Source organism: Pseudomonas koreensis (assembly GCF_036668835.1).
GTDB classification, from domain to species: Bacteria; Pseudomonadota; Gammaproteobacteria; order Pseudomonadales; family Pseudomonadaceae; genus Aquipseudomonas; species Aquipseudomonas koreensis_I.
In genome coordinates this window covers 38,834-65,119 of record NZ_JAZEVW010000015.1, presented here as the reverse complement: position 1 = coordinate 65,119, position 26,286 = coordinate 38,834, and the positions used below count along the sequence as shown (strand labels likewise).

The following is a 26,286-nucleotide window of genomic DNA, read 5'->3' as shown; positions in this document are numbered from 1 at the left end:
AGGTTACGGGATGGATGCAAATCCCTTGTGGGAGCGAGCTTGCTCGCGAATGGGGGCAGCTCGGTTTTTAAGGGTGAGGTTGAAGACGCCTTCGCGAGCAAGCTCGCTCCCACAGGTACCGCGTCGTTTGGACTGAATGTGTAGGGGAATGCGGTATGAACAGGATCATCAACATTATCGGTATTTGCACGCTGGCCATGGCCGGTGCAGTGTTGACGCTGAGTGAGATTGCCTTGGCGCAATCCGTGAGCGGGCAGACGTTGGCGCGCGATGGCGTGGCGGTGGATTTCGCCCTCAAGCCGCTGGCCGCCGACGGCAAGCTGCGTGAAGGCGAATTCGCCGATGTGCAATTTCGCGTCACTGACAGTGCGTCCGGCCAGCCATTGTCCGGCGTGGCACCGGGCGCCTGGGTCGATCCGCACACCCCGACCGCCGATCAGGCCCAGGGCCGCGAGCAAAGCTGCAAGGCGCGGGTCGGGGTGTTCCTCAAATCCAATATCGGCGCGCGGCCCTTGCTCGACCTCAACAGCTATTTCCTGCTGGTGATGAACCGCGACGCCAGTATCGCCGTGGTCGATCCGTCGGTATCAGTAGGCGGCATCACCAGCACCCTGGCGCGGATCGAACTCAAACAGCCGCCGATGGATTGGGTCACGCCCAAGGACAACAAACGCGTATTCGTTTCGATGCCAACCGCCGGTGAAGTCGCGGTGATCGACAGCGAGCAGTTCAAGGTGGTCGACTCGATCGCCGCCGGCGAGCAGCCGGTGCGAGTTGCCCTGCAACCGGACGAAAGCCTGCTGTGGGTCGGCAACAACGCAAGCAAAGCCGCAGCCTCCGGGGTCACGGTGATCGACACACAAAGCCTCAAACCACTGAAGCAACTGATCACCGGGCGCGGCCACCACGAAATGGCTTTCAGCAAGGACAGCCGTTTTGCCTTCGTCAGCAACCGCGACGACGGCAACGTCAGCGTGGTCGATATCGCCAGTCTGAACATCGTCAAGCAAGTCAAAACCGGCTCGCACCCCTTGTCGGTCGCCTATTCGCCGCTGTCCGGCGCGGTTTACGTGGCCGACGGCAAGGACGGCAGCGTGACGGTGATCGACGCCAGCAGCCACGCCATCCGCCGGGTGATCCCGTTGCAACAGGGCCTTGGCCCGATGGCCTTCAGCGCCGACGGCCGCTTCGCCATTGCACTCAACACCGTGGAAAACCGCGCCAGCGTCATCGACGCCGCCACCGACAGCGTGATTCATGAACTGCAGGTCAGCGCCGAACCCTATCAGGTGGTGTTCACCCAGGCTTACGCCTACATCCGCGGACTGGCCTCGCCGAAAGTCACCATGATCAACCTGTCGTCGCTGGGTGAAGGCCGTCAGCCGATCAGCCAGGGCTTCGAGGCCGGGCCGCAAGCGCCGCGCATGGCCGGCGATCTACCGCTGGCTTCAAGCCTTGCGGTGTCGCGCGATGACAACGCGGTATTCGTGGTCAACCCGGTCGACAACACCACGTATTTTTATGCCGAAGGCATGAACGCGCCAATGTCCGGTTACCCCAACCGCGGGCAAATCGCGCGCGCGGCCATGGTCATCGATCGCAGCCTGCGCGAAGTCTCGCCGGGGCTCTACAGCGCGCGGGTGAAACTGCCGCCAGCCGGGCGTTTCGACGTGGCGTTCCTGCTCAATCAACCGAACATCATTCATTGCTTTACCGCGCAGATCGAAGCCGATGGCAACGCAACAAAACCCCTCGGCCAGGCGAAAGTCGAGTTCCTGCTCGACAAGACCATGGTCGCGCTCAACGACCCTTACGTCGTGCGCTTTCGCATCGTGCAAGGCAAGCAAAAACACCCGCGCCGCGGCGTTGAGGACGTGCAATTGCGCTACTACCTGGCGCCGACCTCGCACCCGCGCGAAGTCGCGGCGCTGGAAATCGCCGACGGCGTGTACGAAGCGCCGATCACCCTCGACCGCAGCGGTGCCTGGTACCTGCATGTACGTGCGGCATCGCTGGGTGCCGGTTTCGATGACAAGACCTTCGCCAGTGTTCGGGTAACCCCCGGCCAGAATGATTGAAGAGGAATTCGCCATGCACCGATTTGCCTCCACCAGCCTGCTGACCCTGTGTCTGCTAAGCCTCGGCAGCCCGTACGTCCGCGCGCATTCAGCCGATGAGCACGCCGGCCACAAGGCCCCGGCCGGTAGCAGCCAGGAACACGCGCAAGTGAAGTTCGCCAACGTGCCGCTGCTCGATCAGAACGGTAAAAGCGTGCACCTGGAGCAGGATCTGGTGCAGGGCAAAATCGTCGTCATGAGCTTCATCTACACCAGTTGCACTACGGTGTGCCCGGTGGTCTCGTCGATCATGGGCAAAGTGCAGACGCAGCTCGGCGCGCGGGTCGGCGATGAGGTGCAACTGGTGTCGATTAGCATCGACCCGCAACGCGACGACCCCAAACGTCTGCAGGATTACGCCCGGACCTTTCAGCGCGGGCCGGGCTGGAGCTGGCTGACCGGCTCGCCGCAATCGATCAGCGAAACCCTCAAGGGCCTGGGCAATTTCAGCGGCGACTTCAAGAATCATCAGCCCCTGATCCTCGTCGGCGACGGCAACAATCGCCACTGGACGCGCTACTACGGCTTCACCGATCCGGCGCTGCTGGCCAAGGAAGTGGAAAAACTCAGCGGCCTGCGCACCCACGCCAAACACACCGCCATCGCCATGGAGCAACAGCCATGAGACTGCTCGACTGGATCTCGCTGAGTGTGTGTTTCTGGATTTTCAGTCACGTGGCCTTCGCCCATGAGGACCACGTATCAGAGCCGCCGGCCAGCGTGGCCGCCGCGCCGGCCAAAGGCACCCACGATGCGCAAACCTGGTTCACCGACACGCCACTGCAGGACCAGAACGGCCAGACCCTGCGCTTCTACAGCGATGCGCTGCAAAACCGTGTGGTGCTGCTCAACGTGATTTTCACCCATTGCAACGATGCCTGCCCGCTGATCACCCGCAAGCTCAAGGAAGTGCGCGAACTGCTCGGTGACAAGGCCGACGGCATCACCTTCATTTCCCTTACCAGTGACCCGCTGCGCGATACGCCGGCGGTGCTCAAGGCTTACACCTTGAAGCAGGGTTCCGATGACCCTCATTGGCTTTTTCTCACCGGCGACAAGGCGCAGATGGACCTGGTGCTCAGTCGCATCGGCCAGATCGTGCCGACTCCCGAGCAACACTCCACGCAATTGATCGTTGGCGATGTGGCCAACAAGCGCTGGAGCAAGATCCGCCCCGATGCCCCGGCCGCCGCCATTGCCCAGCGCTTGCAGTTGCTGACAATGCCCGTGGCCGGCCACTGAGCCCGCGCCATGAACCTGCGCTGCGGACTCGCCCTGATCCTGCTCGCCGGCATCAGCCTCGGCGCCGGCGCCATGTCGCTGGACGCCGATGAGGCGGCGGGCAAGCGTCTGTACCGGCAAGGTCTGTCCGCCAGTGGCGAGGCGATCATGGCGCGGGTCGGCGCGGCAGATGTAGCGCTGCCGGCGACCAGCCTGCCGTGCGCCAATTGCCACGGCAACGATGGCCTCGGTCGGCCGGAGGGTGGCGTGCGTCCGCCGTCGCTCGACTGGGCGCGGTTGACCAGCCTCTATGGCCAGCAGCAGGTCAACGGGCGTAATTATCCGGCCTACACCGAAAGCAGTCTGGCCACGGTGATCCAACAGGGCCGCGATCCCGCCCGCAACCGGCTCGACCCGAGCATGCCGCGCTTTGTCCTGTCGATGAAGGATCAGCGCAACCTCACGGCCTACCTCAAACGCCTGGCCGATGAGCGCGACCCCGGCCTCGATGCCGAGACTCTGCACCTGGGCACCTTGCTGCCCAGCCAGGGGCCGCTGGCCGAGGAGGGCGCGACGGTGGCAGCGGTGCTCAACGGCAGCGTGGCGCGGATCAATCAGGCCGGCGGCATTCATGGCCGGCAACTGCGCCTGACCGTGCTTGACCCCGGGCCGGATCGCGCCAGTGCCGAGCAGGCGCTGCAACGCTTGATTGATGATGAACAAGTGTTCGCCCTGATCGCACCGCTGGCGCCGGCGCTCGACAGCGAACTGGGCGCACGTCTGGAACAGGCCGGCGTGCCGCTGATCGGGCCGATGTCGATCCTCGGGCCGTTGCAGACCAGTCGACAGATCTTCGAACCGCTGCCCGGTCTGCGCGAGCAAATGATGGCGCTGGCCGATTACGCCACAGCCAGTCTGCGGGTGCTGCAAGGGCCGACGCTGATCACCTGTCCGGACGACCCGGCGCAAGTGCAGACCGCGCAAAACCTTGGCCTGTATCTGCAAGATCACGGCTGGCAGAACGTTCATGTGCAGGCCTACGACCCGGCGGCGGATGCGCTGCCGTTGGGCTCGCGTTCGGTCTTCTATCTGGGCGATGGCGGCGGCTTCAGTCGGCTGGCGACCCGCCTGCAGGGGGCCGGGCAAGTGCCGTATCTGTTTGCCGCTTCCAGCCAGGTGGCCGGCGATCTGCTGCACGTGCCTGACGGTTTTACCCGCCGGGTATTTCTCGCCTATCCATTTGTGCCCAGCGACTGGACGCAGGCGGGGCGCACGGCGTTGACGTTGTTGCGCGAAAGCCAGGGCCTCGGCGCGCAGCATGCGGTGCTGCAGGTCGGCGCTTACGCCTCGATGCTGCTGCTCGGTGAAGGTCTGAAACAGGTCGGGCGCGATGCCAGTCGCGAAAAACTGGTGGCGGCGCTGGAGGGCGTGCATGACTTCGACACCGGCCTGACTCCACGCCTGAGTTTCGGCCCGGGGCGGCGCCTGGGTCTGAGCGGCGCGCACGTGGTCACGGTGGACTTGTCGGATCAGCGTTTTTATCTGGTTGCACCCTACAAACCGTTGGTTGCCAGCCCCTGAAGGGAGGCCTCGATCATGAGACTCACAGTGTTGCTGATGACGTTGATCTGCTGCCTGCCGACGGCGTGGGCCAGCGACGGCCCGGCTGCGGCGCGGGTCAATGGCGAGGAGATTTCCGCGTTTCGCCTCGAACGCTACTTCGCCGAATACCTCCAGGACCAGGGGCGCGCGGTGACCAGCATTCGCAGCCCCAAGGCTTACCGACAACTGCGCCAGGCCGCGCTGCAAGCGCTGATCGACAAGGAATTGTTGTGGCAGGAGGCGCAAAAACGCGGCGTGCGGATCGACGAACAGACCGTGCGCCAGCAGGTCGAGCAAACCCGCAGCGCCATCGGCGGCAGTGAAGCTTTCCAGCGGCGGTTGCAGGACGCCGGTTTCGATCAGGCCTCGTTCACCGAATACACCCGCCGCGAACTGGCCGCACAGCAGATGTTCGCTGCGCTGATCCGCGCCCGCACCCTGCAACCGCAACAACTGCTGGTCAGGTTGCCGCTGCAGGCGGATGCAGCCATGGTCGCTGCGGCCCGTCTACGCTTAATACAGATGCGCGCCGCAATAGTCGGCGAAGCGACGTTTGCCAGCGACCCGGTGCGTTCACCGTTTGGCTGGCATGTGATTTATTTGCCGAACCACTTGGAGGCCGCCGATGTCCCAGATTCGCAGGGGCTGGACTCAGTCAGGGCAGAGCTTGCCCGACAGCGACAGACTCAGGCTCGTCGTCAGGTGCTCGCGCAATTGCGGGCACAAAGCAGAATCGAACGTATTGACGACGACTGAAGCTTCCCCCCCAATAGTGGGGAATGCCTTCGATGCCCATTCAGGTGCTTCCCCGTTTCTGGGGAACGGGGTACCGGGACGAGCGGGCATTGTCATTAATTTCAAGGACATGAAGACATAAAATTACCGGCACTCAGCCTGGCATGAAGTGTGCGTTACCCCTCGTGAGGCGCACTCCGGCAGGTTCAGATTTCGGACTGGCGGGATTCAAGGAGTCGACCTTGGTTAACAAAGTACTGGTTGTCGAAGACGAACAGCTGCTTGCACAGAACCTTCAGGATTATCTGTCGGCGCAGGGGCTGGACGTCCGGATTGCACATGACGGAGCAACGGGTATCGGCCTGGCCGAAACGTTTGCCCCCGACGTGCTGGTGTTCGATTACCGCTTGCCCGATATGGAAGGCTTTGAGGTGCTCGACGCAGTCCGCCAGAACAGGACGTGCCATTTTGTGCTGATCACGGGTCACCCGACCGCTGAAGTCTGTGAGCGGGCGCGGCAACTGCAAGTCAGCCATATCCTGTTCAAACCGTTTCCATTGGCGGAACTGGCCCGAGCGGTCTGCGACCTTCTTGGCATCAAGCGTGAAACGAAACCCGGTGCGAGCCCTTCCGAGGGCTTTGTCGAACGACGCCAGAGCAGGACCGAGAGCTTCCCGTTGCAGTTGTACGATGGCAGTTGGGTGCTGGCGGATCGTCGACGAAGCCTGTCGACGGCCATGGCACCGGACGACGATCAAATGCTCACCGGGGAGTAGTGGCGCGATCAGACGTTCCGGCATTTGCCGACAAGGTTTGCCGCGCCGACAGGGCTTCACGCCCCGGTTGGAGAGCAAGCCATGGAACGTCTGTCCGTTGTCGTCGAACCGCTGTTGGCCGAAAGTGCCCCTGCGCGCTTTCCCAGTGAACACTTTTCCAGCGAGCAGTTGTCCCAGGCCCGGGCACGGGCTGCCACTTCCGGCGAACGCGTGCTTGAAGCCCTCGGCGTGCTCTGCGAACTGGCGCCGATGCCGTTCATTCACACCCTCGGCGCCACCCTGCATTATCCGGTGCTCGACACCGACAGCCTGTTTCAAGCGACGCCGGTGTTCGACCGCGTCACCCTCGCGCAATGCCTTAAACGTGAATTCATCCTGCTGCGCCACGACGACGCTGTCATCGGCGTTTTCGCTGACCCCTTCGACTCGGCGCGGCTGGCCTGGATCGACGACTGTTTGCACGGCGCGCCGCTGTACCTGGTGCACGCCGACGACCTCAAGGCCTATCTGGCCCGCCACGAAGAAAGCTTCCATGCCGTCGAGTCGCTGAACGCTCAGGGCGACACCCACCACGAAATCGACACCCTGCAAAGCCTGTCGCTGACCAGCATCAGCGAAGACGCCAGCAGCGTGGTGAAACTGGTCAACTCGACCTTGTACGACGCGCTGAAAATGCACGCCAGTGACATTCATCTCGGCACCACCGGCAACGGTCTGGTGATCAAGTACCGCATCGACGGCGTGCTCAACAACATCAGCAAAGTCCAGGGCAACGAGTTCGCCGAGCAGGTGATCTCGCGGGTCAAGGTCATGGCCGAACTGGACATTGGCGAGAAACGCGTGCCGCAGGACGGCCGTTTCAAGATCGGCATCAGCGGCCGTCAGATCGATTTTCGCGTGTCGATCATGCCGAGCATCTTCGGCGAAGACGCGGTGCTGCGGGTGCTCGACAAACAGGATCTGGCCGACAAGGTCTGCGGCGTGCAGTTGCAGGCGCTGGGTTTTGAAGACGAGACCCTGCGCCAGTTGCGCCGCCTCGCTGCCGAGCCCTATGGCATGGTGCTGGTCACCGGCCCGACCGGCAGCGGCAAGACCACCACGCTGTACGCGATGATCACCGAGATCAACCACGGCGTGGACAAGATCATCACCATCGAAGACCCGGTCGAATATCAACTGCCGGGCGTGCTGCAGATTCCGGTCAACGAGAAAAAAGGCCTGACCTTTGCCCGCGGCCTGCGCTCGATCCTGCGCCACGACCCGGACAAGATCATGGTCGGCGAGATCCGCGACCCGGACACCGCACAGATCGCCGTGCAATCGGCGCTCACCGGTCACCTGGTGTTCACCACCATCCACGCCAACAACGTCTTCGACGTGATCGGCCGCTTCACGCAAATGGAAATCGACCCCTACAGCCTGGTTTCGGCGCTCAACGCGATCCTCGCTCAGCGCCTGATCCGCTTGGTGTGCAGCAGTTGCAGCGCACCGGTCGAGCCAAGCGAGGAAGAGCTGCGTGCCTCGGGCCTCGACCCGCAGAAAGTTGCCCACTACCACTTCGTCCACGGCAAGGGCTGCGGCCACTGCCGGGGCAGCGGCTATCGCGGGCGCACGGCGATTGCCGAGTTGCTGCACCTGGACGACGAACTGCGCCAGATGATCGTCGAGCGCCAACCGATCAAACAGATCAAAGCCCTGGCCTGCGCCCGTGGTTTGCGCCTGTTGCGTGAGTCGGCGCTGGAATTGGTTGAGCAGGGGCGCACCACGCTGGAGGAGATCAATCGTGTCACTTTTATCGCGTGAGCGTTTTATCGCCGTGCTCGGCGCCAGCGGCGTTGGCCTCGGTCAGCGGCGTGGCAGCGACATCCTGTGGCTGGGCAGCGTCGGTTACATCGACGAAGGCTTCCAGAGCTACGCGGTGGCGCTGGACACCCTCGATCGCCTGCTCGGTGAACACGCCGGCGCCGGTGCCGAATTGTGTGTGGTGGTGTCCGGGCATTTCAGCCGTTTCTGCCTGGTGCCGTGGAGCGCGCAGATCAGCAGCCCGGAAGAACTGCGCGGCTTCGCCCAGCTGTGTTTCGAAGACCTGTTCGGCGCGCCGACCCAGGCCTGGAGTCTGGTGCTGTCGGCTGAGCCGGCCGGCTACGACCGCATCGCCAGCGCCTTGCCGCAGGACTTGCTCGAACGTCTGCGCACGCTGGTCAGCGGTCGCGGTCTGCGTCTGCGCTCGGTGCAGCCATACCTGATGGCGGCGTTCAACCGCTTCGACCAAAGCCTGGATGCCGGCGACTTCCTGTTCGTGGTTGCCGAGCCGCAACGCAGCGTGCTGTTGCTGGCAAGGGAAGGGCGCTGGGCCGGGGTGCGCTCGGTCGGCGGCAGCGACAGCGATGCCGCGTTGAATGCTCTGATCGGTCGCGAACGCCAGTTGCAGGCCTCGACCAGCGAACGCGCCTTCAACGTTTATCTGCACGCGCCGGGACGCCTCGATGTGCAACCGGATGTGGCGGGAGCGCACTTGCGCACGCTCGAAGACGACTCGATGACCGTGCGTGACGGCTTGTACGTCATGTCCCGGGCGGTGGCCTGACATGCGCGCGCTCAATCTGGATTTTCAACCGCGGCCGCGTTCCGGTCCGCTGGGCTGGAGTCTGCTCGGCGCCGGTGTGCTGCTCGCGCTGCTGTGCTTCGGCGTGCAGCAGCACCTCGACGCACACACCGAACAGCAGCAGGGCCATCTGCAAACCACCCAGCGTCAGCTCAACGGTGACAGCGGGGCCAAGTCCACCCTGAGCCCGGCGCAAACCCGCGAGCAGGCGCAGAACCTCGCCGAGATGCGCAAGGTTTCGCAGCAACTGCGCCGGCCGTGGGAACACCTGTTCGCCATGCTCGAAGCGATGCCGCGCGATGACGTCGCGCTGCTCAGCCTGACCCCGGATGCGCGCAAGGGCCAGGTGCGCATCAGCGCCGAAGCGCGCGATCTGCAAGCGATGCTCGATTTCCACAAGCGTCTGGAAGCCAGCGACGAGCTGTCCGACGTGTCGCTGCTCAGCCACGAGATCGTCGTCAAATCGCCGGAACAGCCGGTGCAATTCAACCTGTCGGCGACCTGGGAGATGGGCGATGCGAATCCCTAGACTGATCGTCCACGAATACCTGCAAGGCCTCGGCGTGCCGGGCCTGGCCGGGCTGGCGCTGCTGCTGGTGGCCGTGGCCTGGGCACTCGGCGGTTTGCTGCCGGGCTGGCAATCGTTGCGGCATTTGAGCCAGCAGACTCAGGCAGCCACCGAGTACCTGGCCAAGGTTGAAGACGGCAGCATCGCGCCGCCACTGGTGCCGCAGCGTCAGCTCGACGACTTCCGTAACAAACTGCCGGCGCAGCCGCAAGCCACCGTCGCCATCGACCGCATCTACGCCTTGGCCGCGCAAGAGCACATCACCCTGGCGCGCGGCGAATATGCCCTCGGCGTCGACCCGAAAACCCATCTGGCGCGTTACCAGATCCTGCTACCCGTGCGCGGCAGCTACCCGCAACTGCGGCGCTTCGTGCACGCCTTGCTCGGTCAGTTGCCGGCGGTGGTGGTGGAAGACCTCGAGTTGCAACGCAAGAAGATTGGCGACACCGACCTCAATGGCCGGATCCGTATGACCCTTTTCCTGTCGAGGTCGTGATGAATACCAAGCGCGTGACCGGGTGGGTAGCGTTCTTCGCTGTGGCGGCCGCGCTGGCGTGGTTGCCGGAATATTTCTCGCCCAGTGAAGACGCCGATGCCAACGAAGCAGCGCTGGCTACCCCGGCAAAAACCGCCAGCCGTGGCGCGCTGCCGGCGAGCGACACCAAGGCCAAGGACACCCCGATCAAGGACTTGAGCCCGGCCGGTGACCTGTTCGCCGCCAAGTCCTGGAAGGCCGCACCGGTGCTCGCCACGGTCACCGAACAAGCGATCAACCCGGCCACAGTGGTGCAAGCCCCGAGCCTGCCACCGGTGCCGTTTCAGTTCGTCGGTCGGCTGCATGACCGCAGCGACCTGCAAGTATTTTTGCAGAACGGCGAAAAGATCTACGTCGTGCGCAACGGGGATGTGATCGACGACACCTGGAAGATCACCGGCATTTCCGATCTGGAATTGAGCCTGGTCTACCTGCCTTTGCATTTGTCGCAGACCTTGTCTGTGGGGAGTACGCAATGAACCGTTCCCGTTTGCTGATGAGCCTGGGCCTGTGCGCCGGGCTGGCCGCCTGTAGCACTGCGCAGGTGGCCAACAAGGAAGCCGCTGACCTGATTGAACAGGGTCAGTACGAGGCGGGGCTGGCGCGTATCGAGGAAGGCCTGCGCGAGGACCCACGGGACACCGAACTGCACTTGCTGCTCAACAGCGGTCGGGCGAAAGCGATCACCGCGTTATTGACCTCCGGCGACACCGACCGCGCCCGCCGCGATTTCGCCTCGGCTCGCGTGGCCTACAACCGCGTGCTGACCATTGAGCCGAACAACCGCCGGGCGCAGGACGCCCTGCGTCAGCTCGACTACCTGCGCAGCATGGAAGAAAAGCTCGAACTGGCCCGTGGCGATCTGCGCCGCGGTGACATTTACGGCGCCGATCGCCAGGTCAAACAGATCCTCGAACTCGACCCCAACAACGAGGGCGCGCTTGAGCTGCAAGGCAACATCCGGCTGGTGCAGAGCCGCAACGTGATTGCCTATCCGCAGCTGCGCACCAAGCTCGATCGCCCGGTGACCCTGGAGTTTCGCGACGCCAACCTCAAGACCATTTTCGAAGTGCTGTCGCAGGTCGCCGGGCTGAATTTCATCTTCGACAAAGACCTGCGCCCGGACATGAAAGCGACGATTTTCGTACGTGACGTGCGCATCGAAGACGCCGTGACCCTGCTGCTGCAACAGAACCAGCTGCACCAGAAAGTGGTGAACGAAAACACCTTGCTGATCTACCCGGATTCGCCGCAAAAGGTGAAGGATTACCAGGAACTGGTGATGCGCACGTTCTACCTGACCAGCATCGACGCCAACACCGCGCTGAACATGGTCAAGACCATGCTCAAGACCCGCGATGTGTTCGTCGACGAACGCCTCAATACCCTGACCATGCGCGACACCGAAGACGCCGTGCGCATGGCCGAGAAACTTCTGCAATCGCAGGATCAGTCCAACCCCGAAGTGATCCTCGAAGTGGAAGTCATGGAAGTTGCTACCCAGCGCATCCTCGACCTTGGCCTGCAATGGCCCAGCACCTTCGGCGTGGTCAACAGCGATGGCTCGCCGGTCACGCTGCTGGGCCAGCTCAAGGGCATCAACTCCGACCGCATCTCCATTGGGCCTTCGCCGCAAGCCAAGATCAACGCACAGGACAATGACATCAACACCCTTGCCAGTCCGGTGATTCGTGTCAGCAACCGTGAGCAGGCGCGCATTCACATTGGTCAGCGCGTGCCGATCATCAGCGCCACGTCGGTGCCTTCGACCCAGGGCCCGGTGATCACCGAAAGCGTCACCTACCTGGACGTCGGTCTGAAACTCGAAGTGCAGCCGACCGTGCACCTGAACAACGAAGTGGCGATCAAGATCGCCCTCGAAGTCAGCAACGCCACGCCGCTGGAGCCGACCCGCCAGGGCACGATTCCGGTGCAGGTCGACACCCGCAACGCGCAGACCTCGTTGCGCCTGCATGACGGCGAAACGCAGATCCTCGCCGGGCTGGTGCGTAACGACCATGGCGCCACCGGCAACAAGATTCCCGGCCTTGGCGACATTCCCGGGCTGGGCCGGCTGTTTGGCAGCAACAAGGACACCGTCGGCAAATCGGAACTGGTGCTGTCGATCACCCCACGGATCGTGCGCAACCTGCCGTACCAGAGCCCCTCGGACATGGAATTTTCCACCGGCACCGAAACCAGCATGCACATCCAGGCGCCGGACCGTTCGCAGAGCTACGCGATGCCGTCGCCTGCCGCGCAGCCGCGTGCAGTCGGTGAGTCGGCCGTGGCCACCACCCGCGTCACTGTCGAGAAGCCTTGATCATGAACGCCTCCCAGCGCGGTTTTACCTTGATTGAAGTCGTGGTGACGCTGGCCCTGATCGGCCTGTTGGCGAGCATGGCCGCGCCTCTGACCGAGACCCTGGTACGGCGTGGCAAGGAACAGGAATTGCGCAACGCGCTGTACCAGATTCGCGATGGCATCGATGCCTACAAGCGCGCCTTCGACGCCGGTTACATCGAAAAGTCGCTGAACAGCAGCGGCTATCCGCCGAACCTGAAAGTGCTGGTCGAAGGCGTGCGCGACGTGCGCAGTGCCAAAGGCGCCAAATTCTACTTTTTGCGGCGTATCCCGCGTGACCCGCTGGTGCCGGCCAAACGTGATGACGAAGGGGGTTGGGGCGTACGCGCCTACGACAGTTCGGCTCAGAACCCGCGCGATGGCGAGGACGTTTTCGACGTCTATTCCCACGCCCGCGGCAAGGGCCTCAATGGCATTGCCTACCGCGAGTGGTGAAGCTCATGCGCCGGGAAAAAGGTTTTACCTTGCTGGAGCTGATGGTGGTGATGGCGATCATCGCCACGCTGATGACCATTGCCTTGCCGCGCTACTTCAACAGCCTCGAAGCGTCGAAGGAAACCACCTTGCGCCAGAGCCTGTCGGCGATGCGCGAGGCGCTGGATCACTTCTATGGCGATACCGGGCGCTACCCCGATTCCATCGAGCAACTGATCGAACAGCGTTACCTGCGCAACGCGCCGCTGGACCCGATCACCGAGCGCAAAGACCAGTGGGTGCTGATCGCGCCACCGGACGGCGTTGCCGGTGGCGTGGCCGACATCAAGAGCGGTGCTACCGGGAGGGCGCGTGATGGCAGCCAGTATGCCGAGTGGTAATCGCGCGCAGCAGGGCGGCTTCACCTACCTGGGCGTGCTGTTCCTGATCGTGGTCATGGGCATGGGCCTGGCCAGTGCCGGAGAACTGTGGTCGACCGCCTCGCGCCGCGACCGCGAACGCCAGTTGCTCTGGGTCGGCACTCAATACGCCCAGGCACTGCGCAGCTACTACCGCAGTTCGCCGGGAGTGGCGCAGTACCCGAAAGAGCTGGCGGACCTGCTCGACGATCAGCGTTTCCCGGAGGCGAAACACCATTTGCGGCAGCTCTATCCAGATCCGATCGGGCAGGGCGAATGGGCGCTGCAGCGCGGTTTCGACGGGCGCATCACCGGCCTCAACAGTCCGTCGGCCGAGCTGCCGTTGAAGCAGACGGACTTCCCGTCGCAGTGGGCGGATTTCCAGGGCATGCAGCGCTATTCGGACTGGCAATTCGTCGCTGAAAAAGCCTTTCTCGAGGGCAGCAATGGCCCAACGAAAGGCCAGTCGAATCTGCCTCAGGCGCTGCAGCCATGACTCGCCAGTGGTGGTGCGCGCTGATCCTCACCGTGCTGGCCTGTGGCGCCCATGCCGGTGAAGAAGACGAACTGATGGGCTTTGTCGTCGACGACACGATCTCGCACATCGGCCACGACTTTTACTACTCGTTCACCGAACGCCTGCGCGACACCAGCCCGATGGATTTCAACCTGGTGGTGCGCGAGCGCCCCGACGCGCGCTGGGGCAGCCTGGTGACCGTGGAATATCAGCAACGCCTGGTCTATCGGCGCTTCCTGCCGCCGAACACCGTGGAACTGAAGGACGAGGCCTACGCGGCCGCCGACTGGGTTCGACGCCAGGTTGTCCAGCGCAAGCTGGAGGCTCTGTTGCAGGACACCACCGACCTTGAGAAGGACGAACTATGAACACGACAACGTTCTCACGGCGCAGCGGATTGTGGATCTCGGGGTTGTTGATCGGGCTCGCCAGCGCTGCCGCTGTCCAGGCCACCGAACTGGTCTACATGCCGGTCAACCCGTCGTTCGGCGGCAACCCGCTGAACGGCACCTGGCTGCTCAACAACGCCCAGGCGCAAAACGATCACGACGATCCAGACATCCAGAGCCGTTCGGCGGTGGCCGGTACCTCGGCGCTGGAGCGCTTCACCAGTCAATTGCAATCACGGCTGCTAGGGCAGTTGCTGGACAACATCTCCACCGGCAATACGGGGAGCCTGTCCACCGACTCTTTCATCGTCAACGTCATCGACGACTCCGGGGCACTGAGCATTGAAGTGACCGATCGAGCGACCGGTGAAGTTTCGGAAATTCAGGTGAACGGCCTCAACCCATGACGGGCTGACGGTTCCGGGGAGTGATGGACATGAAAAAAATAATTGCGCTAGGGCTGCTGTTGGCAACATTACAAGGGTGCAGTCTGCGCGAGCCGATGCCGGCCGAGCAGGACACCGAAACCCCGACCCTGACCCCCAGGGCCTCGACCTACTACGACTTGCTGAAAATGCCCAGGCCCAAGGGGCGGCTGATGGCGGTGGTGTACGGCTTCCGTGATCAGACCGGGCAGTACAAACCGACCCCGGCGAGTTCGTTTTCCACCAGCGTGACTCAGGGTGCGGCGTCGATGTTGATGGACGCGATGCAGGCCAGCGGCTGGTTTGTCGTGCTTGAACGTGAAGGGCTGCAGAACCTGTTGACCGAGCGCAAGATCATTCGCGCGTCGCAGAAGAAGCCGAATACGCCGGTGAATATCCAGGGTGAGCTGCCGCCGTTGCAGGCGGCGAACATGATGCTCGAGGGCGGGATCATCGCGTATGACACTAACGTGCGTAGCGGTGGGGAAGGGGCACGGTATCTGGGGATCGATTTGCAGCGTGAATATCGGGTCGATCAGGTGACGGTGAATTTGCGTGCGGTGGATGTGCGCAGTGGGCAGGTGCTGGCGAATGTGATGACCAGCAAGACGATTTATTCGGTGGCGCGCAGTGCCGGGATTTTCAAGTTTATCGAGTTCAAGAAGTTGTTGGAGGCTGAGGTGGGCTACACCACGAATGAGCCGGCGCAGCTTTGTGTTCTGTCGGCGATCGAGGCGGCGGTGGGGCATATGGTGGCGCAAGGGATCGAGCGGCGCTTGTGGCAGGTGGCGGGGGATGTTTCTACGCCTGGGCAGGATGATGTGCTGAATCGGTATTTGACCCAGAACAAGATTGATCCGGATGCCGAATGAGGTTTTTGCTGTTGAGCTTGGCGGCCTGATAGCCGACCAGGCTCTCTCGGTCGAAACCGGTTCAAACCTGTAGGAGTGAGCCTGCTCGCGATAGCTATCTATTGGGCATCGACGATATCGCGAATGCACTCGGACCTTGTGGGAGCTGGCTTGCCAGCGATGGCGGCCTCACAGCCGACCAATCTCTGGCAGATGTACCCAGTTCCCATTGTGGGAGCTTGCTCGCAAAGGCTTTCTGTCAGGCGGTAGGGTGCTTTCTGATTAAGTACATATCCATTCCTGCGGCAACGGCTGCTTAGGGTTTCGCCCTTACGGCGACTCACTTTTTTTACAAACGCCTAAAAAAAGTAAGCAAAAAAACGCTTGCTCCTACGTACGGCCCGCTCGCTAAAGCTCGGGGTTCCTTCGCTCCGTGATCGATCCGGGCGCAGCGGCTACGGTTTGCTTCGCTGCACCTCCTTCCGCTGTGTCTGGCTGCGCCAGACGGTCGCTGCGCTCCCACGCCCGGATCAATCCCTCCACTCAGCCTTCCGACGTCGCCGGTGAGTCAAGATCAAAAGCAGGCGAGCTGACACTCGGCCTATTGAGTGGTGAGAAGCGGCGCATGGCTTGGGATTTGCGGTGGATTCGCCCCTCACCCCAGCCCTCTCCCCCTGGAGAGGGAGCTGATCTGCGTTGGCTTTGGAATCGTGTACGACTCGGTATTTCACGTCGGCACATCTCTCGCATCCACCCCGGTCAGTCCCCTCTCCCTCCGGGAGAGGGCTAGGGTGAGGGGGCTTTTGATTTTCGAAACTCGAGATCGACTCGGTATTTCAGGCCGACGTACCTTTCGCATTCACCTCGGTCAGTTCCCTCTCCCTCCGGGAGAGGGCTAGGGTGAGGGCTGCGATCTCAAGTTTGTTTAAAGAAGTGTCTGAACTCGCAGAACCTTCCCACAAGGTTTTCAGGTTGTCCGTCGGACGGCCGGTCTCTAGCCTGTGCTTGTCGCTGCCAATTCAGCGGCCGGGCCTGGAAACCCGAAGACACGAGAGAGCGAATACGCCTTTCATAACGTATGCTTGCGCACTTCATTGTGTGCACGCTGTTATGGCGGTTGTGCGCGGGAGACATTCGTGTCTGCCGGGTTGCTCTCTCCCGGATTTCCAGCCTGCGTACAGCTGCCACCCATTTTTCCTGGAAGTCGAATGGGCCAGTTGCAACTATCAATGAGAGAGATTCACCATGAAAAAACCAACCCCCAACCCACCAGAACCAGACACCAACACCACATCCCCCTACGCCTGCGTCGACAGCAAAAAACTCCACAAAGCCGCCGACCGCGCCCTCGATTTCTACCTCAATCCCACCGCTCACATCATGTCCAGCGCCAACGAGCCGGAGGCGATGTACCTCGCCAACCCCAGCTACAACACCGAATCCCTGCTGGCCAACGCCAGCGAAACCCTCGGCTCGGCCGGTGAAATGCTCAACAACTTCGCCGCCTCCCTGGATCCCTCGCACCGCAAGACCGCGCTGGGCATCGCGCAGGTCGTCATGCTGGGTGAACTCGCCGTCAACCAAGCCCTCGATCACGTCGAACTCAAGCACTGAACACACCAATTGATCGTTCCCACGCTCTGCGTGGGAATGCAGCCCCTGACGCTCTGCGTCAAATTCGCAGTTTGGAACGCGGAGCGTCCCGAGAGGCATTCCCACGCAGAGCGTGGGAACGATCAAGAACAGAGACCGGCTTTTACCCTCGGTCAGGAGGCACCATGGATCCGCTGTTTTCCACAACCGTTCCAGATTTCGAAAGCGAAGAGCAGGCCGCCAGATACGACCGTTGGTTCCGTGCTGAAGCCCAGAAGTCACTCGATGATCCGCGCCCCAGCAGTCCGAATGAGCAGGTAATGGCAGAGATGAAGGCGTTGATGGCCGAGCTACGGATCAAACATGAGGCTCGTGAGGCTTTGCGCAAAGAAGCCCCGACGCCCCACATTGATCGTTCCACGTTCTGCACGGAAACGATCAAAACCCAAGACCTCGATCACATGGAACTGCACGATTAAGCGCCCTCGCCGTACGCTGGAACTCTTTTTACTGAAATTGACTGTAGGTTTTTTGAAAGAAACACAGGTTCCAAAGTAAACCTTGTCATTGATCATGTAATTAAATGGCTTTTTTTCACCATCCACGAACCCCATTACATTTAGGGCAGTGACGAGTGTCCCAGGAAATTTTTGAGAGGCTGTAATTGCAGAGACAACCTTAAAGGAGTTTTCAGAGCTTCCGGAATCGATAACCTTTGGTTTTGAGTTCACTGAGTTTTTCAGGGTGCCGAGGGTTACTGCTGAAGCTAAAAAACCGCGCTCCTCAAGGCAACGCGGTTTTTTGTTGATGAATGGCTCAGAAAGAGTCGCGTCGCGGATATTCCTGACGCGCATGCAGAACGTTCACGATTTCGATCCGATCCGTAACTCGATAAATGATCAGATAGCTGGAATTTACAACGATCTCCCGAGTACCGGCGATCCGGCCTGATCGATAGAGATAGGGATGATCAGGAAGATAAGCTATGGCCTTTCCAACTGCCTTCAAGATCTCCTTGGCTGCTCCAACATTCCTTTCGACTATGTATTCGAGCACTGTTACCAGCTTCGCCCGCGCTTCGGGCCTCCACTCAATCGGCCTCGAAACCATTGTCTTTTGCCTTGATCAAGGCATGTATCTCGGCCATTACTTGGTCATGCGAAAGATTCGGGCGGGGATCATCGAGAGAGGCCTGTACTTCCGCTCTGAACCAGCGGTCATAGCTCGCAGCCTGTTCTTCAGGATCAAGATCCGAGACGACTGGGCACAGCGGGTCAATCATCTTTGGGTCGATCATGGCACCTCCGGGATCAATGTCTGGAAGTCTATGCGGTAAGGGGAATGTTGTCGTGGTTGTCTGGATGAATTGCACGTTGGCAAGCTCCTTTGGGTTCAGGTTGTCCCGAAAAAATCCTAATCCTTGCGCTTCCGACGGCCAACCGCCAGACATGGTAGGAAAACGTGCAGCTTTTCTAGAAATCATTCCTTTTTCTGTAGGACGTGGCGGGTCTTAAGTTTTAAAGCGAGCGTGTCGTTGATTGGTCCTACGGACACAAAAAAACCGCGACCCCCCTCACCAGAGAATCGCGGCCCTTCAACACCCAACCCCTACTGCTGCAACACCGTCGCCTGGTTAGCCGACCCGAACTGCTGAATATTCGCGGTCTGGGTCATGCCACTCTGGTCGACATTGGCGATGTTTCCCGTCCCGCCCTGGGTCACGTACGCCACGTTCATGGTATCTGCCTGTTTCACCGTGATCTGGTTATCGCTGCCATACAGCTGCGCGGTATACGCCTGGTTGCCCGAGCCCGACTGGTCGAACGATGCGCTGTTGCCGGTGCCATTCGATGAACCCTGCACCAGGTTGCCCGTGCCGCGCTGATCGGAAATTAGAATGTTGTCGCTGCCATTCTGATCAAAGTACAGCTCGTTATACGACTCGGCCTGGCTGACGGTGGTCTTGTTGCCGGTCCCGGTCTGGCTGGTGGTCATCACGTGGCCGACGCCGTCCTGGGTGAAGCTGGCGATGTTGCCATTGCCGGCCTGGGTGACGGTGGCGCGTTGGTTGCTGCCGAACTGGCCGCCCGATTGCGGGCCTTTCCAGTTGCTGGCGTAGACCTTGTTGTCGTCGCCCACCGAGGTGGCGCTGAGGACGTGACCATCGCCGCTCTGGTAGGTGTAATGCACGTTGCCGTTGCCCACCTGGTACAACGCCAGTGTCGAGTTGACCGACTCGAACTGGTCGGCGTAGATCGCGTTGCTGTTGCCGAGCTGGGTGACGGCGGCGTTGTTGTTGGCGCCGAAGCTTTGGTCGACCACGGTTTCGTTGCTGTCGCCGTACTGGTTGATCGTGGCCTGGCTGGCGGTCTGCGCGTCTTGCCAGATTTCGGTGCCGTTGAGGTTGCCGAACTGGTTGATGGTGATATTGCCGCCAAGGCCGTTGCGCTGATCGCTGTAGGCGTAGTTACTGTCGCCGGCCTGGTTGATGCCGATCTGCCCGCCGTTGTGCGTGACCTGTTCGGCGGTGCCGTAGTTGGCGGTGCCGAACTGGGTGATCACCGAGCTGTTGCCGCTGCCTTCATAGAGTTGTTCGATGTTGGCTTCGTTGTTGTCGCCGTACTGGAAGGTTTTGCCTTCGCTGCCGTTCTGCGAGTCCTGGTAGACGAACGAGAAGTTGCCGCTGCCTTGCTGTTGTTGCAGGGCATTGTTGGGGGCACCGAAGCCCAGCGACTGGCTGGCGTGGGCGGTGTTGAAGGCGCCGACCTGTTGTTGAGTAATGGTGCCGTTGTCTTCGTAAAGCTGCTCGGCATAACCGGCGTTGTAGTCGCCGACGGCGTCCTGGATGATCACGCTGCTGGCGTGGTCCTGCACGGCGGCGGCGTCGTTGCCCTGGCCGAACTGGGTCTGGGTGGCGGTGCTGAACGGTGCCTGAGTCTGTTTCACGTTGGCGATGTTGGCGGTACCGGCCTGGCTCTGGCTGGACAGGCTGTCGTCCGCCATGGCCTGGGCACTGATCATGACCAGGATGGCGGCGGTGAGGGGCGTCAGTTTGAACATGATGAACTCTCCGATGATTGCAGTGCTTAGCGATATTGCTTGACCGAAACGCTCATGCCGTTGCCCGACTGGGTCACGGCGCTTTGCAGCCCCGCGCCGGCCTGCTCGATGCTGGCGTCGTTGTTGTTGCCGTTTTGCGCAATCTGCGCGCGGTTGTGGCTGCCGGTCTGGGTAATCGAGGCGGCGTTGCCGTAGCCGTTCTGGTTGATCAGCGCCATCAGGTCGCTGCCTTGCTGCAGGATGTACGCCTCCTGATTGCTGCCCGATTGCACGATCTGCCCGAGCAGCGACTGACCGTTCTGTTGCAGCAGGGCGACGTTGGCCTGGCCGAGCTGGTCGATCAGGGCTTGCTGACCCACCGGTGGGGGCAGTTCGCCGAGGTCGCTGCTGGTCGGGGCGAGGTCGTCGTTGTCCATCAGGTCGTCGGCGCGCGCGCCTGCACTGCTGCACAGCAGGAGCAGGCAAAGCAGGGCGGCGGTCGGCGTGTTCATGGCGAAATCCTGTGTCGCGTTATCCGGTTGCAAGCCCTGGCCCAGCCACTCGCAAGTGGCTGGGCGGCAGGCTCAGAGGGTGTTTACAGGCACGGTGCGCACGGTGCCCTGGGACGAGCGGATCGTCGCGGTCGGGTTGGCCGACGGCACCACCAGCGTGTTGTTCAGCGTCAGCCGCCAGCGACCGGTCAACGGCACCGTTGTGCTGCCGAGTGTCACCAGCCCGGTCGGCGTGGTGACCTGCACGGTGATGGTGTTGCCGGTGGTCACTGACGACGTGCCGGTGAAGTCCCAGTTGAAGCGACCGCCGGAGCGGGCCAGCACCGTTGACGTGGTGATGGCGAACGTTTCCGCCGCTGGCCGTGGCGACACTTGCACCGTGACCGTCGCGGGCGTCGACAGGGCGCCGAAGCTGTCCCGGGCGATGTAGGTGAAGGTCGTGGTGAATGCCGTGGTCACGCTGGCTGGCGGGGTGTAATTGATCACCGTGCCGTCAGTGCTGACCGTGCCCCGGCCGGCGGCCGGTTGGGTCAGGCTGGCGACGCCCAGCGGTACGTTGCCTTCCGGATCGGTGTCGTTCGCCAACACGTTGATCGGGATCGCCACACCCAGGGTGGCGACGCTGTCGGCGACGGCGGTCGGTGCCTGGTTCGGTGCGACGGTGATGGTTACGGTGGCCGGGTTGGCCGAGGCCAGGCCTTTGGCGTCCTGCGCTTTGTAGGTGAAGGTCGTGGTCAGTGGCGCGTTGACTACCGCTGGTGGGGTGTAGACCACCGATGTGGTGCCGTTGAGCGCGACGGTGCCTTGGCCGGCGGCCGGTTGAGTCAAAGCGGTGATGCCCAGCGGATTGTCACCATCAGGATCGCTGTCGTTGGTCAACAAGCTGAGGGTGATTGGCACGCCGAAGCTGGTGCTGCCGGTATCGGCATTACTCAGCGGCGCCTGGTTTTCCCCGGTGTCGGGTGCGGTGCCGACCACTACCACGGCTTCGGTGTCAGTGCCGCCGGCGGCGGATTTCACCGTGACGCTGGCCGGTGGTTGCGTCAGGTCGGCGACAGTGATGCGTTGCAGCGTGCCGGATTTCGACAGGCGGCCATAGCCTTCAGCGACCATGTCGGGGATTGCCACTTCATCGGTCGACGTCGCTTCGATCAGCAGGCTGTGGGTGGCCCAGCTGTAGCGTGCGGTCTGTATTTTGACCACGTCGGTGAGTTTGCTCGACACGGCTGTCGGGCGTGTGGTGCCGGTCGGATTGCTCGCGGTCACGACGATCACTGCCGGCACCGCGCCTGCGCCCAGACGCTGGCCGAAGAACGAACCGTTGTTGTCGCCCAGCAGGCTGGTCTGGCACGGTGTTGGCGGTGGACCGGGGAGCAACGCAATGGATTCCCGGAAACACAAAGACGAGCTGCTGTCAGCCTTGGCAAACACCTCCGCGCGGGTACCGGCGGCTGTCCTGCGATAGGTTGCGCGATCAATTTCAACGTGAGTCTGCTGGCGGTTGTCGAGCACTTTGCCGGACAAGCTGAACAGGTTCGACTGGATCGTCCCGGCGGGGCCGGTGATTCGCACGAAGTTGGTGTTGAACGGGCTGCCGGTTACCGCTTCGTTGAGGTTCGGGTCGCCGACGAAGGTTTCGGTGGCGCCGGTGTCCGGGTTCACTTCGGTATACGGGCCGTTGACGCTGCGCAGGAACGGTCCGATGTCGCCGTTGACCGCCCCCGTGAAGTTGCCCGGCGCGCCGATGCCGATGTCGCGGGTGATATTGATCGCGCGCCGACCGGGCGTGGTGACATTGACCGTTTCGACGCCGTACGGGTGAGTGATGGTGTAGGTGCCAGCGGTAGGCACCGAGACGCGGATGCGAATGCGCGCAAAGCTTGCCTGGTCGCCATCGACCGGATTTTCCGAGGCGAACGCCGCTTCGATACCGGCCACATACGCTTCCATTTCGTAACCGCTGTTGCCGACCTGCGGGATGGCGGTTTCGGCAAGGAACCAGAAGGCTTCCGGCGGCCAGTTGTCGGGGAAGATCATCGGCTGTGCATCGTCGTAGATACCTGGCTCGGCCAAGAGAATGCACATGTAGGCGGGCGGCGTGGTTGCCGCAACGCGCGAGCTGGCAGCACGCGACTGGCACAGTTCCATCGACAGCAGATTGTTGTCCTGATACCACATCGGGAATTTCCCGGTGGCGAAGGTGTAGGGGCCGGGGTCGACGGCGGCGAGTTGCGCATAGGCACTGCCGGTCAGCGAGAGAGCGAGCCCGAGCGCGTTGAGCGCAAAGCGTGGCCACTTGTTCATGATGCCTCCTGATGCGGATCTGGGCATGTGAGCGTTCATTGCACGATGACCACTTCTTCGGTATCGCTGCCGCCGTTGGACGACGTCACGTGGACTTTGGCCGGCGGTATTGGCGAGATCCCGGTGGCCAGGGTTTTCACTGCGCCGTCGCCGCCCAGCGCACCGATGGCGGCGCCGCTGCCGGAGGTGGCGGTGAGTACCGGCGGCGAGGTTTCGTCACTGGTCGAGGCGACCACGGTCAGTTGTCCGGAGCTGAGGCTGTATTGCGCGCTCTGGATCACCACCAGATCGGTGAGGGTCATGGGCAGGGTGGTCGGCGTGCTGGTGGCGATGGCCAGATGATTGTCGGCGGTCACTTGCAGCGTGGTCGGCAAGGTCGGGTTGGCCGACGATTGCGCGTACCAACTGCCGGTGGAGTTGGCCTCGGTCATGTTCAGCACCGGGGTGCTGCTGGTCACGGCGACAGTGCCCGGCGCTGGCGGCGCGAGGACGAACACGTCTTGTTGAGCGACCGGCGCACTGGTTCCCGCTTTGCGCGAGTAAGTGCTGCGCTGGGTGATCATTGGCGTTGGCCGTACCACCGTCGACAACTTGCCGGAGACGGCAAACGCGGTGGAGCGCAGGTCCAGGCCGTTGGGCCCCTCGATGCGCACGAAGTTGGTGTTGAACGGGCTGCCCGTCACCGCTTCGTTAAGGTTCGGGTCGCCGACGAACTGTTCGGCGGCACCGGTCAACGGATTGGTTTCGGTGTACGGGCCGTTGACGCTGCGCAAGAACGGGCCAATGTCGCCTTTGAGCGCGCCGTCGTAGGTTTGCGGTGTGCCGATGCCGATATCGCGAGTCATGTTGATCGCGCGGCGGCCGGGGGTATCGATGTTGAACACGTCGACCCCGTACGGGTGAGTGATGACATAAGTGCCGGCAGTCGGCACATCGACGCGGATGCGGATCCGCGCGAAGCTGACCTGATCGCCTTCGACCGGTTCTTCCGCAGCGAACGCGGCCTCGATGGCGCTGACATAGCCCAGATCGATACCGCGTGCGGCATCGACAATGGCGGTCTCGCCGGTGAACCAGAACGCTTCGTCAGGGAAGTTCGTCGGGAAGACAATCGGTTGCGCGTCGTCGAAGACACCGGGCGTCGGCAGCAGCGAACACATGTACGAAGGCGCGCCGGGTGTGCTCGGTACTCGCGAACTGAGCGCCTTGGACAGGCACAGGTCCAGGGTGCGACCGTGGGTGTCCTGATACCAGCCGGCGAAACCGCCGTTGGCCGGCGTGTATGGGCCAGGGTCAACAGCAAACAAGGCGGCCTGGGCGACGCCATGGGCCAGAGCGCTCACGACCAGGACGGTCGCGGTTTTGGACAGTAAAGGGTGCATGAGTTAATCCCTCTATCAAAGTACCTGCCCCTTGGGGATGGGTCAGTTGCAACGGCCTGTACACCTTCCATGCCAAGGTGCGGCGGATGGGGCGCAGAGGGCCGGGATAGAGGCTTCGGCGGGTAGGCGATCGAAGTTTTGGTTTGACGGGGAAAGGGCGTCAGTCCCCAGAGTTGGGGGCGTTGGGGATGAACATTCATGGGCAATGCGCAGTCCCCCCCTGTAGGAGTGAGCCTGCTCGCGATAGCGGTGGGTCAGCTGGACAACTGGGGTACAGGAAGACCGCTATCGCGAGCAGGCTCACTCCTACAGGGGGTTGGTGGTGTTTGCGGGTGAAACCGGGCCGCTGTCCCCGCATCCGGGCAAATCCCCACCGGTGGGCTATAACCCTATAGGGACGTCTCGGGAAGTCGCGCCATGAACATGCAGTCGAAATTGCTTGCGCTTGACGAGGGCAAGCTTCGCTCGGGCGCGCGCGGGCGGCCGTTCAACCTTTTGCGCTGGTTTTCGCTGATCAGCATGGCGGTGATCGGCACCGTGGCCGTGGCCCTCGGCACCGTGTCGACCCGCTTTGTGATCGAAGAAAGCGTGCAGCGCGACGCCTTGCTGACCGCGCAATTCATCCAGGCCATCGCTTCGGCAGAAGTGCGCCACGTCGCGATTCCCAACATCCGCACCATGGGTGAATTGCTCGATCCGCGCCAGGACAAGGATTTTCCCGACGTCGATCCGCAGGCCCGCGCCGGTGCGCGCGGGGAATTTCTCGATCACATTGAACATTTGCCCGACGTCATTCTCGCCAATATCTACGCCCCGGACCGCATGGTGATCTGGTCGACCAACCCGGCGCTCGTCGGCACCAGCATCCATGCCGACGACGATCTCGATCGCGCCTTCGATGAAAAAATCCCCGTGTCAGCCAGCTATCACAACGTCGACAAGGCGCGCGAGGAGCAGAAGTTCGTCACGCCGCCGGACTACATTTTCATCGAGAACTACATTCCGCTGTTCGACGCTGAGGGCAAGCTCGTCACGGCGATGGTCGAGATCTACAAGGAACCCAAGGACCTCATCGCCCGAATGGAGCGCGGCCTGGCGCTGATCTGGCTGGCCACGGCGCTCGGCGGCGGGCTGATTTATCTGGGCTTGTACTGGATCGTGCGGCGCGCAGCGAAATTGCTCGCCGCGCAGCAAAAACAACTGATCGCCAACGAAACCTTTGTCGCGCTAGGCGAAATGTCCTCGGCCGTGGCGCACAGCCTGCGCAACCCGCTGGCGACGATTCGCTCCAGTGCCGAACTGGCGCTGGAGTTCGATGCGGGCCCGGCAGAAAAGAACATCAATGACATCATCGGTCAGGTCGATCGCATGTCGAAGTGGGTCCGCGAGCTGCTGCAGTCGCTGCGTCCGCTCAACGACGACCCGGAGCCGGTGAACCTCGTGGCCACGCTGCATGAAACCCTGGTCGCGTTCGAACAGCAGATCGCCCGAGCCGGAGTCAAGGTGGTGTTCCAGCCGCAGAGTACGCCGATGGTGCTCAGCCAGGCGGTGCAGCTGACGCAGATCCTCAACAGCTTGCTGGCCAACGCGCTGGAGGCGATGGACAAGGGCGGCACGCTGACCGTCAGTCTCGAGTCGAGCAACGACCACGACGTGTGCGTGGTGCTCAGCGACACCGGCAAAGGCATGAATGAAGAACAGCGGAGCATGGCGTTCCGGCCGTTTTTCACCACCAAATCGGGCGGCCTCGGGGTTGGCCTGGTGCTGGTCAAACGCATCATGGAACGCTTCGGCGGTGGCGTGACCCTCAGCAGCCGCGAAGGCGAGGGCACTACGGTGCGTCTGGCGTTTCAGCTGGTGCCGTGAGCGCGAAAGATTTTCTGAACTTTCCCCAGCAGTGGGTGTCAAGCCCCGGTCA

At 62.1% G+C, this 26,286-nt stretch carries 27 protein-coding genes; 21 read left to right on the top strand and 6 right to left on the bottom strand.

The window, feature by feature from the left end; genetic code table 11:
• Positions 1 to 155: 155 nt before the first annotated feature.
• The 20 genes from V6F91_RS26330 to V6F91_RS27635 all read left to right on the top strand — a co-directional run bounded on the left by V6F91_RS26330 (position 156) and on the right by V6F91_RS27635 (position 17,610).
• The gene (locus V6F91_RS26330) at positions 156 to 2,078 is read left to right on the top strand and encodes a YncE family protein (RefSeq protein ID WP_332769636.1); all 1,923 of its coding nucleotides are present in this window, start codon (positions 156 to 158) and stop codon (positions 2,076 to 2,078) included.
• Between the two features lie 13 nt (positions 2,079 to 2,091).
• A complete protein-coding gene (locus tag V6F91_RS26325; RefSeq protein WP_332769634.1) occupies positions 2,092 to 2,742 on the top strand; it encodes an SCO family protein in 651 nt (216 codons plus the stop codon).
• Positions 2,739 to 3,359, top strand: coding sequence for an SCO family protein (locus V6F91_RS26320; protein WP_332769632.1), 621 nt, complete (start codon positions 2,739 to 2,741; stop codon positions 3,357 to 3,359). Before V6F91_RS26325 ends, V6F91_RS26320 begins: the two co-directional genes overlap by 4 nt.
• A 9-nt stretch (positions 3,360 to 3,368) precedes the next feature.
• Entirely contained in the window at positions 3,369 to 4,919 is a 1,551-nt protein-coding gene (locus V6F91_RS26315; protein WP_332769630.1) for an ABC transporter substrate-binding protein, read from the top strand.
• Between the two features lie 15 nt (positions 4,920 to 4,934).
• The gene (locus tag V6F91_RS26310) at positions 4,935 to 5,696 is read left to right on the top strand and encodes a peptidylprolyl isomerase (RefSeq protein ID WP_332769628.1); all 762 of its coding nucleotides are present in this window, start codon (positions 4,935 to 4,937) and stop codon (positions 5,694 to 5,696) included.
• A gap of 221 nt (positions 5,697 to 5,917) precedes the next feature.
• Entirely contained in the window at positions 5,918 to 6,451 is a 534-nt protein-coding gene (locus V6F91_RS26305; protein WP_332769626.1) for a response regulator, read from the top strand.
• Between the two features lie 81 nt (positions 6,452 to 6,532).
• Positions 6,533 to 8,254, top strand: coding sequence for a GspE/PulE family protein (locus V6F91_RS26300; RefSeq protein WP_332769624.1), 1,722 nt, complete (start codon positions 6,533 to 6,535; stop codon positions 8,252 to 8,254).
• Positions 8,235 to 9,038 (top strand): hypothetical protein, encoded by an 804-nt coding sequence (locus V6F91_RS26295; RefSeq protein ID WP_332769622.1) that lies wholly within the window; start codon positions 8,235 to 8,237, stop codon positions 9,036 to 9,038. Before V6F91_RS26300 ends, V6F91_RS26295 begins: the two co-directional genes overlap by 20 nt.
• A 1-nt stretch (position 9,039) precedes the next feature.
• Positions 9,040 to 9,585 (top strand): PilN domain-containing protein, encoded by a 546-nt coding sequence (locus V6F91_RS26290; RefSeq protein ID WP_332769620.1) that lies wholly within the window; start codon positions 9,040 to 9,042, stop codon positions 9,583 to 9,585.
• Positions 9,572 to 10,120, top strand: coding sequence for a GspMb/PilO family protein (locus tag V6F91_RS26285; RefSeq protein ID WP_332769618.1), 549 nt, complete (start codon positions 9,572 to 9,574; stop codon positions 10,118 to 10,120). Before V6F91_RS26290 ends, V6F91_RS26285 begins: the two co-directional genes overlap by 14 nt.
• Entirely contained in the window at positions 10,120 to 10,638 is a 519-nt protein-coding gene (locus V6F91_RS26280) for a hypothetical protein (RefSeq protein ID WP_332769616.1), read from the top strand. Before V6F91_RS26285 ends, V6F91_RS26280 begins: the two co-directional genes overlap by 1 nt.
• Positions 10,635 to 12,482, top strand: coding sequence for a secretin N-terminal domain-containing protein (locus V6F91_RS26275; protein WP_332769614.1), 1,848 nt, complete (start codon positions 10,635 to 10,637; stop codon positions 12,480 to 12,482). The genes V6F91_RS26280 and V6F91_RS26275 overlap by 4 nt, the downstream gene beginning before the upstream one ends.
• A gap of 2 nt (positions 12,483 to 12,484) precedes the next feature.
• Positions 12,485 to 12,958 (top strand): type II secretion system protein, encoded by a 474-nt coding sequence (locus V6F91_RS26270; protein WP_099758586.1) that lies wholly within the window; start codon positions 12,485 to 12,487, stop codon positions 12,956 to 12,958.
• Between the two features lie 5 nt (positions 12,959 to 12,963).
• Positions 12,964 to 13,338, top strand: coding sequence for a type II secretion system protein (locus V6F91_RS26265; RefSeq protein WP_150594830.1), 375 nt, complete (start codon positions 12,964 to 12,966; stop codon positions 13,336 to 13,338).
• A complete protein-coding gene (locus V6F91_RS26260; protein WP_332769609.1) occupies positions 13,313 to 13,852 on the top strand; it encodes a type II secretion system protein in 540 nt (179 codons plus the stop codon). Before V6F91_RS26265 ends, V6F91_RS26260 begins: the two co-directional genes overlap by 26 nt.
• Positions 13,849 to 14,241: a curli production assembly/transport protein CsgE gene (csgE, locus tag V6F91_RS26255; protein ID WP_332769607.1), complete on the top strand. Its 393-nt coding sequence runs from the start codon at positions 13,849 to 13,851 to the stop codon at positions 14,239 to 14,241. The genes V6F91_RS26260 and csgE overlap by 4 nt, the downstream gene beginning before the upstream one ends.
• Positions 14,238 to 14,669: a curli assembly protein CsgF gene (locus V6F91_RS26250; protein ID WP_332769605.1), complete on the top strand. Its 432-nt coding sequence runs from the start codon at positions 14,238 to 14,240 to the stop codon at positions 14,667 to 14,669. Before csgE ends, V6F91_RS26250 begins: the two co-directional genes overlap by 4 nt.
• 29 nt (positions 14,670 to 14,698) lie before the next feature.
• Positions 14,699 to 15,559 (top strand): CsgG/HfaB family protein, encoded by an 861-nt coding sequence (locus V6F91_RS26245; RefSeq protein ID WP_332769603.1) that lies wholly within the window; start codon positions 14,699 to 14,701, stop codon positions 15,557 to 15,559.
• 1,224 nt (positions 15,560 to 16,783) lie between these two features.
• Positions 16,784 to 17,152: a DUF6124 family protein gene (locus V6F91_RS26240; protein ID WP_332769601.1), complete on the top strand. Its 369-nt coding sequence runs from the start codon at positions 16,784 to 16,786 to the stop codon at positions 17,150 to 17,152.
• Between the two features lie 164 nt (positions 17,153 to 17,316).
• On the top strand, positions 17,317 to 17,610 hold the full coding sequence (locus tag V6F91_RS27635) for a hypothetical protein (protein WP_423815363.1): 294 nt from the start codon (positions 17,317 to 17,319) through the stop codon (positions 17,608 to 17,610).
• A gap of 337 nt (positions 17,611 to 17,947) precedes the next feature.
• Here V6F91_RS27635 and V6F91_RS26230 read toward each other — a convergent pair whose 3' ends face one another.
• The 6 genes from V6F91_RS26230 to V6F91_RS26205 all read right to left on the bottom strand — a co-directional run bounded on the left by V6F91_RS26230 (position 17,948) and on the right by V6F91_RS26205 (position 24,368).
• Entirely contained in the window at positions 17,948 to 18,241 is a 294-nt protein-coding gene (locus V6F91_RS26230) for a type II toxin-antitoxin system RelE/ParE family toxin (protein WP_332769599.1), read from the bottom strand.
• Complete coding sequence (locus tag V6F91_RS26225) at positions 18,222 to 18,428, bottom strand: antitoxin (protein WP_332769597.1); 207 nt, start codon at positions 18,426 to 18,428, stop codon at positions 18,222 to 18,224. The genes V6F91_RS26230 and V6F91_RS26225 overlap by 20 nt, the downstream gene beginning before the upstream one ends.
• A gap of 311 nt (positions 18,429 to 18,739) precedes the next feature.
• On the bottom strand, positions 18,740 to 20,191 hold the full coding sequence (locus V6F91_RS26220) for a curlin (protein WP_332769595.1): 1,452 nt from the start codon (positions 20,189 to 20,191) through the stop codon (positions 18,740 to 18,742).
• A gap of 26 nt (positions 20,192 to 20,217) precedes the next feature.
• Complete coding sequence (locus V6F91_RS26215) at positions 20,218 to 20,682, bottom strand: curlin (RefSeq protein WP_332769593.1); 465 nt, start codon at positions 20,680 to 20,682, stop codon at positions 20,218 to 20,220.
• Between the two features lie 72 nt (positions 20,683 to 20,754).
• Positions 20,755 to 22,986 carry an Ig-like domain-containing protein gene (locus tag V6F91_RS26210; RefSeq protein WP_332769591.1) on the bottom strand — a complete coding sequence of 744 codons (2,232 nt, stop codon included), beginning with the start codon at positions 22,984 to 22,986 and terminating at the stop codon, positions 20,755 to 20,757.
• Between the two features lie 35 nt (positions 22,987 to 23,021).
• Positions 23,022 to 24,368 carry a hypothetical protein gene (locus tag V6F91_RS26205; RefSeq protein WP_332769589.1) on the bottom strand — a complete coding sequence of 449 codons (1,347 nt, stop codon included), beginning with the start codon at positions 24,366 to 24,368 and terminating at the stop codon, positions 23,022 to 23,024.
• 417 nt (positions 24,369 to 24,785) lie between these two features.
• Here V6F91_RS26205 and V6F91_RS26200 point away from each other — a divergent pair, with 417 nt between their 5' ends.
• The gene (locus V6F91_RS26200) at positions 24,786 to 26,234 is read left to right on the top strand and encodes a sensor histidine kinase (RefSeq protein ID WP_332769587.1); all 1,449 of its coding nucleotides are present in this window, start codon (positions 24,786 to 24,788) and stop codon (positions 26,232 to 26,234) included.
• Positions 26,235 to 26,286: the final 52 nt, after the last annotated feature.

Bases quoted from the DNA above. Each gene is read 5' to 3' on its own strand.
- V6F91_RS26265 (WP_150594830.1), top strand. From the start codon at position 12,964: ATGCGCCGGGAAAAAGGTTTTACCTTGCTGGAGCTGATGGTGGTGATG.
- V6F91_RS26250 (WP_332769605.1), top strand. From the start codon at position 14,238: ATGAACACGACAACGTTCTCACGGCGCAGCGGATTGTGGATCTCGGGG.
- V6F91_RS26205 (WP_332769589.1), bottom strand. From the start codon at position 24,368: ATGCACCCTTTACTGTCCAAAACCGCGACCGTCCTGGTCGTGAGCGCT.
- csgE (WP_332769607.1), top strand. From the start codon at position 13,849: ATGACTCGCCAGTGGTGGTGCGCGCTGATCCTCACCGTGCTGGCCTGT.
- V6F91_RS26330 (WP_332769636.1), top strand. From the start codon at position 156: ATGAACAGGATCATCAACATTATCGGTATTTGCACGCTGGCCATGGCC.
- V6F91_RS27635 (WP_423815363.1), top strand. From the start codon at position 17,317: ATGGATCCGCTGTTTTCCACAACCGTTCCAGATTTCGAAAGCGAAGAG.
- V6F91_RS26200 (WP_332769587.1), top strand. From the start codon at position 24,786: ATGAACATGCAGTCGAAATTGCTTGCGCTTGACGAGGGCAAGCTTCGC.
- V6F91_RS26245 (WP_332769603.1), top strand. From the start codon at position 14,699: ATGAAAAAAATAATTGCGCTAGGGCTGCTGTTGGCAACATTACAAGGG.
- V6F91_RS26260 (WP_332769609.1), top strand. From the start codon at position 13,313: ATGGCAGCCAGTATGCCGAGTGGTAATCGCGCGCAGCAGGGCGGCTTC.
- V6F91_RS26220 (WP_332769595.1), bottom strand. From the start codon at position 20,191: ATGTTCAAACTGACGCCCCTCACCGCCGCCATCCTGGTCATGATCAGT.
- V6F91_RS26285 (WP_332769618.1), top strand. From the start codon at position 9,572: ATGCGAATCCCTAGACTGATCGTCCACGAATACCTGCAAGGCCTCGGC.
- V6F91_RS26290 (WP_332769620.1), top strand. From the start codon at position 9,040: ATGCGCGCGCTCAATCTGGATTTTCAACCGCGGCCGCGTTCCGGTCCG.
- V6F91_RS26240 (WP_332769601.1), top strand. From the start codon at position 16,784: ATGAAAAAACCAACCCCCAACCCACCAGAACCAGACACCAACACCACA.
- V6F91_RS26210 (WP_332769591.1), bottom strand. From the start codon at position 22,986: ATGAACAAGTGGCCACGCTTTGCGCTCAACGCGCTCGGGCTCGCTCTC.
- V6F91_RS26225 (WP_332769597.1), bottom strand. From the start codon at position 18,428: ATGATCGACCCAAAGATGATTGACCCGCTGTGCCCAGTCGTCTCGGAT.
- V6F91_RS26215 (WP_332769593.1), bottom strand. From the start codon at position 20,682: ATGAACACGCCGACCGCCGCCCTGCTTTGCCTGCTCCTGCTGTGCAGC.
- V6F91_RS26275 (WP_332769614.1), top strand. From the start codon at position 10,635: ATGAACCGTTCCCGTTTGCTGATGAGCCTGGGCCTGTGCGCCGGGCTG.
- V6F91_RS26230 (WP_332769599.1), bottom strand. From the start codon at position 18,241: ATGGTTTCGAGGCCGATTGAGTGGAGGCCCGAAGCGCGGGCGAAGCTG.
- V6F91_RS26320 (WP_332769632.1), top strand. From the start codon at position 2,739: ATGAGACTGCTCGACTGGATCTCGCTGAGTGTGTGTTTCTGGATTTTC.
- V6F91_RS26300 (WP_332769624.1), top strand. From the start codon at position 6,533: ATGGAACGTCTGTCCGTTGTCGTCGAACCGCTGTTGGCCGAAAGTGCC.
- V6F91_RS26310 (WP_332769628.1), top strand. From the start codon at position 4,935: ATGAGACTCACAGTGTTGCTGATGACGTTGATCTGCTGCCTGCCGACG.
- V6F91_RS26270 (WP_099758586.1), top strand. From the start codon at position 12,485: ATGAACGCCTCCCAGCGCGGTTTTACCTTGATTGAAGTCGTGGTGACG.
- V6F91_RS26280 (WP_332769616.1), top strand. From the start codon at position 10,120: ATGAATACCAAGCGCGTGACCGGGTGGGTAGCGTTCTTCGCTGTGGCG.
- V6F91_RS26325 (WP_332769634.1), top strand. From the start codon at position 2,092: ATGCACCGATTTGCCTCCACCAGCCTGCTGACCCTGTGTCTGCTAAGC.
- V6F91_RS26315 (WP_332769630.1), top strand. From the start codon at position 3,369: ATGAACCTGCGCTGCGGACTCGCCCTGATCCTGCTCGCCGGCATCAGC.